The sequence below is a fragment of the Bacteroidota bacterium genome (assembly GCA_030706565.1).
Taxonomy (GTDB): Bacteria; Bacteroidota; Bacteroidia; order Bacteroidales; family JAUZOH01; genus JAUZOH01.
Window position 1 is genome coordinate 1 of record JAUZOH010000056.1, and the last position, 14718, is coordinate 14718.

Consider the following 14718-nt stretch of genomic DNA (forward strand, 5'->3'; position numbering starts at 1 on the left):
CAGCCTCAAAATTGAAAACAGCAAACAGGCCGTTAATTTAAGATACCTTCCAAAATTAAGCTGGTTTGCCGATGCCGGTTTAAACAGCAGCACCTTATCTTCCGCATATCAGCATTTCGGCTACAGCGCAGGTTTAAATTTCAGTATTCCTATTTTTGACGGGAACCAGAAGAAACTGGATTACCAGAAACTGGCCATTTCGGAGAATACCCGTGCAAATTATGAAAGCTTTTTCAAGGCACAGTATAGCCAGCAAATCATGCAATTATCAAATGAATTTAACTCCACGCGTCAAATGGCAATTCAATTGAAAAAGCAATTACATACTGCCGAAGAGTTAATTTCTCTGTCAAGATTACAACTCAGCAGCGGGAATATATCCATAACTGATCTGATTACCGCCGTCAAAAATTATATCGGGATCAGGAAAAACCTGGATCAATCCGAAATTAAAACGCTTCAGTTAATAAACGAATTAAACTATTTGATGCAACAATAATTGCATATTGAAAAGTTGCAAAATAATGATGAAAAAAAATCGCAAGATGAAAACATATAATCCTCAAAAATTTAAAATACCCCTTTTGATTATTACCCTCCTGTGTTTTTTCGTATCCGGTTGCAAGCAGAAGCCATCATCAGATCCGGATGACGAAGCAGGGAAAAACATGGATGCCAAAACCCCGGTAACGGTTGCCCACATCAGTTTTGAGCCAATGGCCGAAACGCTCAACCTGAACGCTGTTTCAGCTTTCCTGCAGAAAAATACCGTCCGTTCTACGGTTGCAGGAGTAATTGAAAATGTCAGTATCAGGCCCGGGGAAATGGTCAGAAAAGGGGAACTGTTGTTTACCATACAGACTAAAGAAGCATCTGCATTAAGCCATTTGAGAACTTATTCCGACAGCAGTTTCCGGTTTAAAGGCCTGATCAGAATCAGGGCATCAAGAAGCGGGATTGTCAGCTCGGTAAAATACCAGCATGGCGATTATGTCCAGGAGGGCGATGAGCTGGCCATCATTTCAGACCAGAACAGCCTGGTATTTATACTTGAGTTGCCCTTTGAACTTCGCCCTTACGTAAGGAAAGGAGGAAGTTGCAGTATTTTTCTTGCCGACCACAGCATATTGAAAGGAACGGTCAGTTCTAATTTGCCGGTGATGGACATACAGTCGCAGACCGAACAGACCATCATCAAACCCACAGGCGGGAAAAATCTTCCCGAAAACCTCATCGCCAGGATAGAAATTGTCAAATCTTTAAAACCACGGACAGCTGTCCTGCCCAAATCAGCAATATTATCCGACGAAACACAAAGCCAGTTCTGGGTAATGAAGCTGATCAACGACTCAACTGCCATCAAAATCCCCGTTTCAAAAGGAATAGAAAATAGCCAAAAGGTGGAAATCCTTCAGCCTTCTTTTTCCAGTTCAGACAAAATAGTGGTTTCAGGGAATTATGGTTTATCCGATACAGCCAAAATCTTGATTAAAAAAATACTGAGATGAAACAAGCATATTCATTAACATTTATACAATAAAAATTTGCGTGCAAGTTCCATCCTGGCTTATTCATTAATTATTTAAGAATGAAAAATTTCTTTTATTCCTATAAAAATCCAATTTCACTAATCCTGGCTATGATCATAGCCTGCGGCTTATATTTTTACAGCCGCATAGAGGTTTCGCTTTTCCCTGAGGTTACCTTTCCTAAAATCAAAGTCATTGCAGATGATGGGGAACAGCCGGTGGACAAAATGATGATTACCGTAACAAGGCCGCTGGAAAATGCCATCAAGCAGGTACCCGATCTAACCATACTAAGAAGCACTACCAGCCGGGGATCATGTGAAATCGCAGCCTTTTTGAAATGGAACTCGGACATCAACATGAACATGCAGGTGCTCGAATCGCGCATCAACGAAATAAAAAAAGACCTGCCGCCCACTGCTTCCATCGTAGTGGAAAAGATGAACCCTTCCATTTTGCCGGTCATGCACTTCACCCTGGAGAGCCAAAACAAAAATCCGATTGAGCTCACTCAAATTGCTAATTATATTGTAAAGCCATTCCTGTCGCAAATTGACGGTGTTTCTTCTGTCCGGGTTTTAGGCGGGAAAACGAAAGAATATCATGTAGTGCTAAACAAGCAAAGAATGAGCTTGTTGGGGATTACTCCTGCAAATATTCATGATGCATTAAACCAGACCAATTTCATCAACTCCAACGGCTATTCATCCGATTATCACCGGCTATATCTCACCATTACCGATGCAGGCCTCCAGGGGAAAACCGATATTGAAAACCTGGTATTAAAAAACGACGGAAAAAGGATCATACAACTGAAAGATATTGCCAATGTCGAAATCAGTGAGAAAACCGAATACACCCGGATTAATGCCAACGGCCACCAGGCTGTAATGGTTACAATACTCAAACAGCCTGACGCCAATCTGATTGAACTCTCACAAAACGTTCAGAAAAAAGAAAAAGATCTTAGCCGTATTTTACCGCAGGGAGTAAAGCTTGTTCCATATTATAACCAGGCTGATTTCGTTAACAATGCGGTCAGGAGTGTAAATGACAGTTTGTGGCTTGGACTGTTACTGGCCATCGTTGTTGCCATCCTTTTCCTTCGTTCCGCAAAAGCAAGTGCCGCCATACTGGTTACCATCCCGATAACCCTGATGCTCACCCTCATTGTCATCAAAATAGTAGGTTATGATTTAAACATCATGACTTTGGGTGCCATTGCTGCAGCCATCGGACTGATTATTGATGATGCAGTGGTAGTGGTTGAGCAAATTCACCGTACCCATGAGGAGCACCCGGGAGTAAATTCCCGCACACTGGTCCAAAAAGCCATCGGCTTTCTTTTCCCGTCAATGGTAGGTTCTTCCATCAGTACGATTGTGATTTTTGTTCCCTTCATGTTGATGGGAGGTGTCGCCGGTGCTTATTTCCACGTACTGACCAATACGATGATCATAACCCTGGTTTGTTCGTTCTTTGTAACATGGCTGGGATTACCGGTAATTTATCTTTTGTTGTCAGAAATTCATCCGGTTTCAAAACAAAAAGAACTGCCCAAATCAACAAAAAGTCAGAAATGGGTGAGTTACTTCATACAAAAACCGGGGATCAGCTTACTTTTTGTAACCGGTTTAATCATTTCCATATTTCTTGTACTTCCAAGACTCGAAACCGGGTTCCTGCCGGAAATGGACGAAGGTTCAATCGTAATGGACTATACTTCGCCTCCGGGAACTTCGCTTGAAGAAACCGACAGAATGTTGCAGGAAGTGGAAAAAATGATCCGAAAAATTCCTGAAATTGAAAATTACTCGCGCCGTACAGGAGCACAAATGGGTTTCTTCATCACCGAACCCAATTGCGGGGATTATCTTATCCAGTTAAAAAAGAACAGAAAACGAACTACCGAGGAGGTTATTGACGACATCAGGAAAAAGATTGAATCCACCCAACCTGCCCTGCGGATTGATTTTGGCCAGGTAATTGGCGATATGCTTGGCGACCTGATGGCTTCGACCCAACCGGTTGAAATCAAAATATTTGGCAGCAACCAGGGGAAACTTAACGAGCTTTCGAAGGAAGTGGCTTCAGAAGTTTCGCAGATAAAAGGAACTGCCGATGTTTTTAACGGCATAACCATTGCCGGCCCTTCGATTGAAGTAAAGCCAAACATGAAAAAACTCGCCCAATATAACCTGACACCGGCTGATTTTCAGTTTCAGTTACAAACCCAACTGGAAGGAAATGTAGTGAGCAGCATATTGGAAAAAGAGCAAAATACGGATATCCGCATCATTTATCCCAATGCCACGCAGGCAGGGACAGAAGAAATAAAACAGCAGTCTGTTTTTCTGAATGACGGAAAATTAAAGCCCATCATGAACCTGGCCACCATCGATGTGATAGAAGGGAGTACGGAAATAAACCGGGAAAACCTGCAAAGTGTGAATATTGTCACTGCCCGGTTAAATGCCAGGGATCTGGGCAGCGTAATGAAAGACATACAAAAACAATTAAAAAGTAAAATATCGCTACCCCAGGGCTATCATATCGAATATGGAGGTGAATATGCCGAGCAACAAAAGTCGTTCAGCGAATTGTTAATGATATTGATCTTATCAAGCCTATCGGTATTTACGTTGATGCTGATTTTGTTCAAGGATTTCAGGGTCTCCCTCATTATATTTTTCATTGCCGTTCTGGGGGTTTCAGGAAGCCTCCTCGCCCTGTTTATTTGCGGAACTCCTTTAAATGTAGGCAGTTATACCGGACTCATTATGATAGTAGGTATCATAGGAGAAAATGCCATTTTCACTTTCCAGCAATTTAATGTGAGGTTGAAAGAAACATCCCTGGTTGATAATGCATTGGTCTATGCCATTTCTACCCGCTTAAGGCCAAAACTGATGACTGCCCTTGGAGCAATCATTGCCCTTATGCCTCTTGCAATGGGAATAGGTACCGGAGCCCAGATGCATCAGCCATTAGCCATAGCAGTGATTGGAGGTTTTATTGTTGCACTGCCGCTTTTACTTGTGGTCTATCCAAGTTTGCTCAGAATAGCTTTTCGCAAATTCAAAAATTAAGTGCCCATAATTTTCCATTTTTTATAAAGCACGAAATCATCTATTTTTGCTGCTGAAAATTGAGGGGTATAATGATAAAAAGTATAAGTAATGACAATGATGCATATGCGGCTTTAAAAATAAAAGATTTCAGGCTTTTCATCATGGCCAGGTTTGCACTGACTTTTGCCATACAGATGCAAAGCGTAATTATTGGCTGGCAGGTATATTCCATAACCAAAGACCCACTTTCACTTGGGCTGATAGGCCTGGCAGAAGCCATTCCCTTTTTATCCATTGCACTTTATGCCGGGCATGTAGCCGATACCGTCAACCGCAAGAAGATCATCCTGATTTCAGTATCTGTTTATTTTCTTGGGGCTATTGGTTTGTTGCTGCTCAGTTCTGATTTATCATTTTTGCTTCAAATATTCGGAATATTCCCAATTTATGCTGTAATTTTTTGTACCGGCCTGGCCAGAGGCTTTTTTTTCCCGGCCCAATCAGCTTTGATGGCCCAGCTTGTACCGCGGAAATTATATGCCAATTCATCCACCTGGAACAGTACTTTTTATGAAATCGCAGCAGTATCCGGCCCGGCTATAGGGGGATTAATTTACGGTTTTGCCGGTATCTATTACGCATACCTGACGGTAATTGTTTTTGTAGCCCTCAGCCTTTTGTGCTTCTCCAGAATGGCCAGCAAACCTTTGCCCGTGACAAATAAAAATGAAACGCTGATGCAAAATCTGGCAGCAGGGTTCAAATTCGTATTCAGCCATCAGATTGTACTAGCGGCCTTGTCCCTTGATATGTTTGCGGTTTTATTTGGCGGTGCAGTGTCCTTATTGCCTGTTTTTGCCATGGATATATTAAAAACCGGTCCGCAGGGATTAGGGATTTTAAGAGCTGCACCGGCTATAGGTTCGGTTTTAATGGCTTTCTTCCTGGCTTATCATCCCCCGTTGAGGAAAGCAGGGCATAACCTTTTAGTTGCAGTTTGTGGTTTCGGAGTTTGTATCATTTTATTTGCCCTGTCAAGGAATTTCATACTATCATTTTTGCTGCTGGCCCTGAGCGGAATGTTTGATGATGTCAGTGTGATCATCAGGGGCACCATCATTCAGCTGTTTACCCCCGACGAAATGAGGGGAAGAGTTGCTTCAGTAAACAGCATTTTTATAGGATCTTCCAACGAAATAGGCTCATTTGAATCAGGTCTTGCAGCCAAACTATTGAGGGTGGTACCTTCCGTTATTTTTGGCGGGACCATGACATTGATTGTAGTTGCTTCCACGTATAAACTGGCACCAAAACTCAGGAAGCTGAATCTTTTAAACAAATAATAAATCACATTAGGCAAATATATCATGTTCAACAAAAAAATTTTTACAAAAGCCATATTGCTGCTTTCTTTTATCAGTCTTTTCTCTGATATCGCAAGTGAAATGTTGTATCCTGTGATGCCGGTTTACTTAAAGTCAATAGGATTCTCCGTTCTGTTAATCGGCATATTGGAAGGACTGGCCGAATGTGTGGCCGGATTAAGCAAAGGTTATTTTGGAAATCTGTCTGATAAAATGGGCCGTCGTGTCCCGTTTATCAAATGGGGTTATTTATTCAATGCCTTATCCAAACCCATGCTGGCAATATTCATCAATCCTTTGTGGATATTCTTCGCCAGGACACTCGACCGCTTTGGCAAAGGCATACGTACAGCCGCCAGGGATGCCTTACTCAGCCAGGAAACCACCAAAGAAAATAAAGGAAAAGTATTTGGTTTTCATAGGAGTATGGATACCGTCGGGGCAGCCATTGGACCAGTACTTTCACTTATTTACCTGTATTACCACCCCGGCCAGTACCGTTGGCTTTTTGTCATTGCCTTTTTACCCGGATTACTGGTAGTTGCACTGTCGGGATTTCTGAAAGAAAAAAAAATTGAAGCAGAAAATACCAACCGTAAACCGGTTCATTTCCTGACCTATTTAAAGTATTGGAAAAAATCTCCACCGGCATTTAAAAAACTGGTTCCGGCCTTATTGACTTTCACGCTTTTTAACAGTTCAGATGCTTTTCTGTTGCTTGCCCTGAAATATAAAGGGTTCACCGATTTGCAGATGATAGGTTTTTATATATCCTATAATCTGCTTTATGCCCTGCTTTCCTATCCCCTGGGAGTCATTGCCGATAAAATAGGACTGAAAAAAGTGTTGGTTTCAGGATTGGCCATCTTTGCCTTTGTATATTTTCTATTTGGATGGGCCAGCTCAGTCTGGCAGTTTGTCGTTCTGTTCCTTTTCTACTCCATCTATGCAGCTTCCACTGAAGGAATTTCAAAAGCCTGGATAACCAATGTCAGCAAGGAAGAAGAAACAGCAACAGCAATTGGCTTTTTTACCAGTTTCAACAGTATAATCACTTTTATTTCCAGTGCCCTGGGTGGTCTGATCTGGGTCTGTTACGGCCCCAAAGTAATGTTTATGTTTTCAGGCATCGGCGTAGCCTTGGTAGTGGTTTACCTGACCCTACCTTACCTTTCGGAAAGAGTTGTAAAAAAAGCAAATGGCCATAGTTAGATCATTCCGGGCCAGGAATATATTTGTTAAAATAATTTGATAAATTCTTAAATTTAGAATCGTCCAAAGAATAATTTAATATCTTTACAACAATCGGAAATATTAATCAAAGGGATTTAAGAAATGCCTTATCCCAGTTAAACATAATAATTGCGGTTAGTTAGAAATAAAAACTCAAGGACATGCCAACAGGTGAATTTTACACTTTAATTACAGGAGGAAGTTCAGGAATAGGTAAAGCGCTGGCCATGGAATGTGCCAGCCGGAAAATGAACCTTATTATTGTTGCCTTACCCGGATTAGAACTGGAGCAAACTGCTAATGAAATCAGGAACACGTATAAAGTAAAAGTTCGCTGTTTGGAAATGGATTTAACCAACAGGGAAGCGCCGCTGCTGGTTTATAAATGGTGCGAACAATTGGGTTATACGGTGAATATGTTGATCAATAATGCCGGTCTTGCCGGGACAGCCATATTTGACGAATCCTCACTTTTATATTCCGATTCAAGGATACAGCTCAATATCAGGGCTCTGGTCCTTTTATGCCGGGTATTTTTACCGGACATGAAAAAATTACCTAAAGCTTATATTTTAAATACCGGCAGCATGTCGGCATTTTATAATATCCCTTATAAAAGCCTGTATTCTGCTTCAAAAGCCTTTGTCGTAAGTTTCACCAGGTCATTGAAAGAAGAATTAAAAGGCAGTACAGTATCCATATCCGTGGTATGTCCCAACGGAGTGCATACCAACAAAGGGACAAAAGCCCGTATTGAATCTCACGGATATAAAGGGAAGATGGTTGAATTACCGCCTGATGCCGTTGCAAAAATTGCCATCGATGGGTTATTAAAAGGAAAAACCATGATCATTCCGGGGGCAATTAATAAAATAATACACCTAACAGGAAAACTAATTCCTTTCAAGCTTAAACAATATTTTCTGTTAAAGGAATTCAGAAAAGAAGTTAACACCGTGTAATCACAAAATCAAAATCCTTTTCCTTGTTAATACGGTATATTTGAAGCTATTTAACATTTTTTAAGTATAATAAATAGGCGAGCCAGCCGGATCTTTGTAAATTGCATCCATGTTAATAACCTACTTTTTTCTCAGTTATTTGGAAGAAAGTTAAAACGTTACAATTTGAAAAATCTGGTAAAAATATTCGGCTTTTTGCTTTTTCTTGGAGTTTTTGGTCTGACTAAGGCAACCGCTCAGGAGAATATAGTTCAATACGGCAAAGCTTCATATTATGCAAAACGTCTGCAGGGACATCGCACAGCCAGTGGTGAAAGGTACAATCATAAATCTTATACTGCTGCCCATAGGAATCTTCCTTTTGGAACCAAAATCAAGGTCACAAATTTAAAAAATAACAAATCAGTAATCGTAAAAATTAATGACCGGGGTCATCTGACAAGGAACAGAGTTATTGATATTTCCGGTTCTGCGGCAAAAGAAATCGGCCTCATAGCCGACGGAGTTGCAGACGTGAAAGTAGAAGTACTTGATCCTGTTCAGGCTGCCGAACTTAATGACCAGGATATGGCTACTGTGGATAAGGACAGTACAAAAGACATTCAGACATTTTAAAACATTAACCTCCTGTTGCACTGAAACTCCCCAAAAGATAAGTAGTTTGCTGCTTAATGCACAAAATTGGAATGGATGATTGAGTGACAAGTTTACGGATTTCTTTATCCACGAACATACGGGCTAATCCTCTTTTTCTTTTGGTCATTACAATAATTAAATCGGCTCCAACAGAAACAGCATATTCCAGAATTTTATTTTCAGGTTGTCTGGTTTGAAATAAAAAGCTTTTATAAGCAATACCTTTCCTGAAAAAATATTTACAGGCCTGCAAAGAATATGCAGTAACCCGTTTAATGATCCGTTTGTTGTGGGAAGAAATTCCCAAAATATGCACTTCAGCATCAAAAATCCTTGCAACCTCTGCAGCAATAGGTACCTTCTGCCTGCTGTATGTAATATAATTGATCGGCAAAACTATTTTTGTAAAATTCATGGGATATCCCTCTGAAAAGATCAAAACAGGACAGTTTGAAGAAGCAATCAACTTAAAAATATGTTTTTCGTCGGAATAAATGGTGGCAATAATTAAGGATTCCGGCAGCTCGTCAGCATAATCAACTATTTTTTTATACCGTTTACCTTTCCTGGTGATAAAAACCAGTTCTGATTTATTACCCAATCTCGGACTATATTCCTCTTCAATTTTTTTAAATTTCTGTGAAACAGCAGCACCTTTTCGCAAGGCTAAGCCTCTGCCGTTACTTTCCTGAACATAAATCAAATGGATTTTTAATTCAGTTTTCTGAGAAAACAAAATCGCCATTTCCAATCCCTTAAAAGAATCTGGTGAAAAATCAATCGGAACGATTATATTTTTCATAACCGGGAATTTTGTAAAGCTAATTTAATCAATTTTTTCCTTCAATGATGCATAATACAGGTTTTTATTGCATTAATATAATGGTTTTCATTTTTTTCTTAGCTTTGTAAGCTGAATAAAAAATACCCAGCTCAAATTTTAAATCATTACTACCTTTCTTTGAAAATTTAAAAAGACTAGAAAAGGTTGTTTGTTAATTTTTATTTATCAATTATTCATGAAAAAAGTAACCGTAGGAATTGACATTGGGGGTACTTTCACTAAAATGGGCATCGTTGACAGGGAAGGCAATTGTCTGATGAATGATAGTATTGAAACGCAAACCAATGATAACAAAGTAGAGACATTCCTGAATAACCTTCATACCAAAATTGAAGAAATGAGGGCACAATTTACCGGCCAAATTGAACTTGTCGGTATTGGAATTGGTGCGCCCAATGGGAATTATTTCAAAGGCACCATTGAAAATGCAGCCAATCTGAAATGGAAGGGAATTGTCCCCTTTGTAGATTTGTTTAAAAATTATTACCCGGGCATCCCCATCATGTTGACCAATGATGCAAAAGCAGCAGCCCTGGGCGAAATGATCTATGGAGCTGCCAAAGAGATGAAAAATTTCATTGAAATCACTCTGGGGACAGGCCTTGGAAGTGGTTTCGTGGTCAACGGCGATCTGGTTTATGGAGCCGACGGCTTTGCGGGAGAATTGGGACATACCCTCGTTAAATCGAAAGGACGCCAGTGTGGATGTGGTAAAAAAGGTTGCCTGGAAACTTACGTATCTGCAACCGGTATTAAAAGAACTGTATATAAAATGCTTGCAGATTCTTTAGAACCCAGCGAACTTAGGGGCATCAGCTTCGAGGACCTGGACGGGGTTATGATTACAGAAGCTGCCAAACATGGAGATAAACTAGCCTTGAAAGTATTTGATTATACCGGCAAAGTGTTAGGGACAAAACTTGCTGATGCTGTTGCAATCACCCGGCCTGAAGCTATTTTCCTTTTTGGAGGTTTATCCCTTGCCGGAGATTTTATTTTCAATCCGACTAAAAAATACATGGAAGAGGCATTGCTTCCTATTTACAGAAACAAAATCAAAATCTTGCCTTCAGGGTTAAAAAATAACAATGCAGCTATCCTTGGTGCAAGTGCATTAGCCTGGAAAGAGCTGGAAAAATAGAATATTATTTAATATTCAAAACTCTTTTACACAGCTCTATTTCCTGATCGTTTCCGGTGTTTTTAAGTTTTGCATCGGTCAGTTTTATGGTTGGCAAATATTCCTTTTCCGGATTTTCCTTTGCATGGGAAATCTTAATAACGATATTCAGGGGTTTCACCCCCACATCGTTGGTAAGGAATGTGCCAATTCCATAAACGTCGTGGATCTGCCCGTTTACATACTTTCTGATTTTCCTAACCATATTCAAATTGAGGGCATCGCTATATACAATGGTTTTTGTCCGGGGATCAATTTTGTGAATACGGTAAAAATCCAATGCTTTATTGGTAAACTCAATCGGATCGCCGCTGTCTGTCCGGATGCCGTCAAATAATTTGGCATGTTTGAGGGAAAAACTTCTGAAAAAGACATCACTGGTGTAAGTATCGGCAAGTGCTGTGCCCAAACTGCCCTGATAAACATCCACCCAAGCTTCAAGCCCCATTTCATTGGCAACCCGGTACCCGTAAATTGCCCCGTGATACATAAACCACTCGTGGGGATGGGTACCCACCGGTATTAAGTTATGTTTGTATGCAAAATAAAGATTGCTTGTGCCTTTGAAAAATGAGCCCGAATATTCCTTTAACATTTGGATCACTTCTTCCTGAACCGAGAACGAAAAACGCCTTCTGGTACCAAACTCGGAATACTCTGCCCCAATTTTCTTAAATTCACCGGCTTTCTTGATTGCTATTTCCTTCACATTGATCGGTTTTGCGCCAATCATTTTATAATACAGCTCGCATATAATGGCCATTAAAGGAACTTCCCACAAAACAGTACGGTACCAATATCCTTCGATGGTAACATCCAGTTTCCCGCCTGCCTGTTTAACACATACTTCATTGGGATTGAAACGGTAACCTTTCAGGAAATCCACAAAAACAGGATCAAAAAAATAACATTGCTTGCGGATATAGGCTTCCATTTCATCTGAAAGCTGAAGATCCTTCATGGCATCAATCTCTTTCCGGAATTCTTCAGCAAAACCTTCGGGGAAAACTGTCTTTCCCCGGTTGATAAATTTATATTTCACCATAGCCTTGGGATACAACTTCTGTATGGCAAACATGGTGGTGAATTTATAAAGATCGTTATCGGCAAAGTCCTTAATGATCATGGAAAAATTTTTTGAATTTTAAAAAAACCGGGCAAATATAACTCCAAGTTTTATGCCATGAAAAATTTTTTTATTCCAGGACTCTAAAGACATCATAAGTTACCCTTTAAAAATCTATTTCCACCCAGATCGGGCAATGGTCAGAATGAACAATAGCGCTTAAAATGCCTGCATTGACGAGCCTCGGGCGCAGCGGCTCACTCACCATAAAGTAATCTATACGCCAGCCGAGGTTCTTTTCCCTTGCCCGCTGACGGTAGCTCCACCAACTGTATTGTTCGGGTTCTTGATTAAATTCCCTGAAAGTATCAATAAAACCACTTTCCAGAAAACCAGATACCCAGGCTCTTTCTTCCGGCAAAAATCCCGAATCATTCTCATGCCTCTCAGGATGGTTAATATCAATAGGGGTATGACAAATATTAAAATCACCGGTGACAATAATATTGGGCCGTTCCTTCTTCAGGTTATCAATAAATTTCTGAAAATCAGCAAGGAACTGCATCTTAAAATCCTGACGTACATCGCCCATAGTCCCCGAAGGGATATAAACACAAATCAGGGTAATATCGCCATAATCGCAACGGATAACACGCCCTTCGGCATCATAACCATCGCTGCCCATCCCAATGACAATGTTATCCGGCGCATTTTTGGTAAAAACCCCTACCCCGCTGTATCCCTTTTTAACAGCCGAATGCAGTATGGACTGATAACCCAGGTACTCAAATGCATTTTGGTCGATTTGTTCGGGCTGGGCTTTGGTTTCCTGCATACAAAGAATATCAGGTTTTTCCTCCTTCAGCCAGTCAAAAAAACCTTTGTTAATTGCAGCCCTCAAACCGTTTACATTGTAAGAAATTAGTTTTTGCTTCATCAGATATTAATTTATCAAAACCAGCCAATCATGGTTGAAATATGGTTAAATAAAAAATGCCCATTTATCCTGCCTTATTCAATAAAAACAATAAATATACAAAAATAAGAAGATTTTGTACCCGGTTGTACTTTCAATCTTTCTTTCAGGAAGTCTAAAATGTTTCTCTTTTACAATTTTGGAAGTTTTGGAAAAAGAAGAGTCAACCTCATTTTTCATCACATCCTGCCAGTAAAATTCACGATTATTTTATTATATTGCATTGAAATTCAAACGCCCAAACATTGTTTTTTTTCAGAAAAAAATATAAGGTAGGTATAGCATTAAGCGGTGGAGGAGCAAAAGGATTTGCACACCTTGGTGCACTGCTGGCTTTGAATGAAGCAGGTATTTACCCGAATATTATATCAGGAGTAAGTGCCGGGGCTATCATCGGGGTTTTATATGCCGACGGGCAAAGCCCCGAAAAAATATTTACCCTTCTGTCACAGGATAAATTCATGCATTTCGTAAAAATTGGAATTCCTAAAAATGGATTGCTCAAAATAAACGGACTTTATACCTTCCTTAAAAAAAATCTGAAAGCCACTCATTTCGAAAATCTTAAAATTCCTCTAATCGTTGCTGCATCTGAATTGAATGCCGGCCATATTACCTATTTTTCAAAAGGGGAGCTGATTAAAAAAATCGTAGCTTCGTCAAGTATTCCTGTTTTGTTTACTCCTGTAGTTATGAACAACAAAACATATATAGACGGCGGCCTGTTCGACAACATGCCTGTTACGCCCATCCGTAAAGATTGTGAAAAAGTAATCGGCGTACATGTCAATCCCCGCACCGAAGAAGAAGATTTTCACAGCTTGATGCAAATTGCCGAACGTACTTTTCATCTTGCGGTTTCCACAACTATACAGAAAAGTGCTGACCTTTGCGATTTATTTATTGAACCGCCGGAATTGATAAACTATAAATTACTTGATCTTTCCAAAAGCAGGGAAATCTTTGAAATCGGGTATAAAGCCATGGTAAATGCCTTAAAAGACAATTCCGTTTTCAAAGTAAAATCATAATCAATGTCCAAATCCATGCGTTTGTAAATTTTAAAAATTTCGATTAGGTTTGCATAAGGAAACAAAAAATTAAAAACTTTATATCATAGTGGATATTGCGGGTTATATAAAAGAATTTTTACTGCTACAAAATAATGTAAGGGTACCCGAACTAGGATCATTCCTTATTACAAATCAGTCGGCAATAATTGACGAAGCTAAAAAAACAATCACTCCACCCTCAAAAGCAGTTCTTTTCGATGAGAATGGAAAAACAGGTGACCAGCTTTTCCTGAAATTCCTATCCGGAAAAGAAGGGATCACTGAAGAAGATGCTCTGAAATCCATCTCTGAATTTACCACAGAAGTCAAGGCAAAACTGCAGTCGGATGGATTTATTACTTTTCCCGGATTTGGTAAATTCGCATACGATAACAACCGGCAAATTCAATTTGAACCCTTTTTTACAGAATTCTTATCTGCTGAAATATATGGTTTAGATACCCTGACCGGCATCACACCATTAAAAGAACCCGATTCAAAAATAATTGACGAAAAAGAAAAGACTAAAATAAAAGAGCCTGAACCGGTTCCAGCTCCTGTCCCTGTACCGGTTGAAGAGGAACAGACCGAATCAGATGAAAATAACGACAAGAAAAACCATTTTGCCAGGATTTTGGTTTTTTCGCTCATTCCTTTAATTCTGGTTTGTGCCTGGATAATTTGGGCAATAAATATGGGTTATGTTTCAAATGCAAAATTTGATTTTTCTAAAGTCAACTTTAATTTTTCATCACTTTTTCAGAAAAAGGCAACGCCGGTTCCACCAAAACCTATTGTGCTTGGA

General features: G+C 39.8%; 13 protein-coding genes. 10 read left to right on the plus strand and 3 right to left on the minus strand.

All coding sequences use genetic code 11. The features are described 5' to 3' along the window. The 7 genes from Q8907_04830 to Q8907_04860 form a co-directional block, all read left to right on the plus strand. Positions 1-499: TolC family protein (locus tag Q8907_04830; protein ID MDP4273586.1), on the plus strand; the 499-nt coding region annotated here is incomplete at its 5' end. Positions 500-524: 25 nt separating this feature from the next. Then, on the plus strand, positions 525-1508 hold the full coding sequence (locus Q8907_04835; protein ID MDP4273587.1) for an HlyD family efflux transporter periplasmic adaptor subunit: 984 nt from the start codon (positions 525-527) through the stop codon (positions 1506-1508). 80 nt (positions 1509-1588) lie between these two features. Next, positions 1589-4618 carry an efflux RND transporter permease subunit gene (locus Q8907_04840; protein MDP4273588.1) on the plus strand — a complete coding sequence of 1010 codons (3030 nt, stop codon included), beginning with the start codon at positions 1589-1591 and terminating at the stop codon, positions 4616-4618. Positions 4619-4689: 71 nt separating this feature from the next. Continuing rightward, complete coding sequence (locus Q8907_04845; protein ID MDP4273589.1) at positions 4690-5943, plus strand: MFS transporter; 1254 nt, start codon at positions 4690-4692, stop codon at positions 5941-5943. 24 nt (positions 5944-5967) lie between these two features. Then, positions 5968-7176, plus strand: coding sequence for an MFS transporter (locus tag Q8907_04850; GenBank protein MDP4273590.1), 1209 nt, complete (start codon positions 5968-5970; stop codon positions 7174-7176). A 182-nt stretch (positions 7177-7358) separates the two neighbouring features. Next, positions 7359-8159: an SDR family NAD(P)-dependent oxidoreductase gene (locus Q8907_04855; GenBank protein ID MDP4273591.1), complete on the plus strand. Its 801-nt coding sequence runs from the start codon at positions 7359-7361 to the stop codon at positions 8157-8159. 165 nt (positions 8160-8324) lie between these two features. Then, positions 8325-8774: a septal ring lytic transglycosylase RlpA family protein gene (locus Q8907_04860; protein ID MDP4273592.1), complete on the plus strand. Its 450-nt coding sequence runs from the start codon at positions 8325-8327 to the stop codon at positions 8772-8774. Positions 8775-8778: 4 nt separating this feature from the next. Here the strand turns inward: Q8907_04860 and Q8907_04865 are convergent, their stop codons facing one another. Beyond that, a complete protein-coding gene (locus Q8907_04865) occupies positions 8779-9597 on the minus strand; it encodes a universal stress protein (GenBank protein ID MDP4273593.1) in 819 nt (272 codons plus the stop codon). Between the two features lie 217 nt (positions 9598-9814). On the opposite strand from Q8907_04865, the gene Q8907_04870 reads away from it, so the two are divergent. After that, positions 9815-10780 (plus strand): ROK family protein, encoded by a 966-nt coding sequence (locus Q8907_04870; protein MDP4273594.1) that lies wholly within the window; start codon positions 9815-9817, stop codon positions 10778-10780. 4 nt (positions 10781-10784) lie between these two features. On the opposite strand, the gene pncB is transcribed toward Q8907_04870, so the two are convergent. Together pncB and Q8907_04880 are read right to left on the minus strand one after the other, a co-directional pair. Then, positions 10785-11945: a nicotinate phosphoribosyltransferase gene (pncB, locus tag Q8907_04875; protein MDP4273595.1), complete on the minus strand. Its 1161-nt coding sequence runs from the start codon at positions 11943-11945 to the stop codon at positions 10785-10787. 106 nt (positions 11946-12051) lie between these two features. Beyond that, the gene (locus tag Q8907_04880; protein MDP4273596.1) at positions 12052-12822 is read right to left on the minus strand and encodes an exodeoxyribonuclease III; all 771 of its coding nucleotides are present in this window, start codon (positions 12820-12822) and stop codon (positions 12052-12054) included. Between the two features lie 284 nt (positions 12823-13106). Between Q8907_04880 and Q8907_04885 the strand changes: the two genes are divergently transcribed. Then, positions 13107-13892 carry a patatin-like phospholipase family protein gene (locus Q8907_04885; protein ID MDP4273597.1) on the plus strand — a complete coding sequence of 262 codons (786 nt, stop codon included), beginning with the start codon at positions 13107-13109 and terminating at the stop codon, positions 13890-13892. A gap of 88 nt (positions 13893-13980) precedes the next feature. Continuing rightward, the coding region (locus Q8907_04890; GenBank protein ID MDP4273598.1) for a hypothetical protein at positions 13981-14718 on the plus strand (738 nt) is incomplete at its 3' end.

Excerpts from the sequence above, each read along its gene's own strand:
- Q8907_04865 (MDP4273593.1), bottom strand. The coding sequence starts at position 9,597 with ATGAAAAATATAATCGTTCCGATTGATTTTTCACCAGATTCTTTTAAG.
- Q8907_04840 (MDP4273588.1), top strand. The coding sequence starts at position 1,589 with ATGAAAAATTTCTTTTATTCCTATAAAAATCCAATTTCACTAATCCTG.
- Q8907_04870 (MDP4273594.1), top strand. The coding sequence starts at position 9,815 with ATGAAAAAAGTAACCGTAGGAATTGACATTGGGGGTACTTTCACTAAA.
- Q8907_04880 (MDP4273596.1), bottom strand. The coding sequence starts at position 12,822 with ATGAAGCAAAAACTAATTTCTTACAATGTAAACGGTTTGAGGGCTGCA.
- Q8907_04855 (MDP4273591.1), top strand. The coding sequence starts at position 7,359 with ATGCCAACAGGTGAATTTTACACTTTAATTACAGGAGGAAGTTCAGGA.
- Q8907_04850 (MDP4273590.1), top strand. The coding sequence starts at position 5,968 with ATGTTCAACAAAAAAATTTTTACAAAAGCCATATTGCTGCTTTCTTTT.
- pncB (MDP4273595.1), bottom strand. The coding sequence starts at position 11,945 with ATGATCATTAAGGACTTTGCCGATAACGATCTTTATAAATTCACCACC.
- Q8907_04845 (MDP4273589.1), top strand. The coding sequence starts at position 4,690 with ATGATAAAAAGTATAAGTAATGACAATGATGCATATGCGGCTTTAAAA.
- Q8907_04835 (MDP4273587.1), top strand. The coding sequence starts at position 525 with ATGATGAAAAAAAATCGCAAGATGAAAACATATAATCCTCAAAAATTT.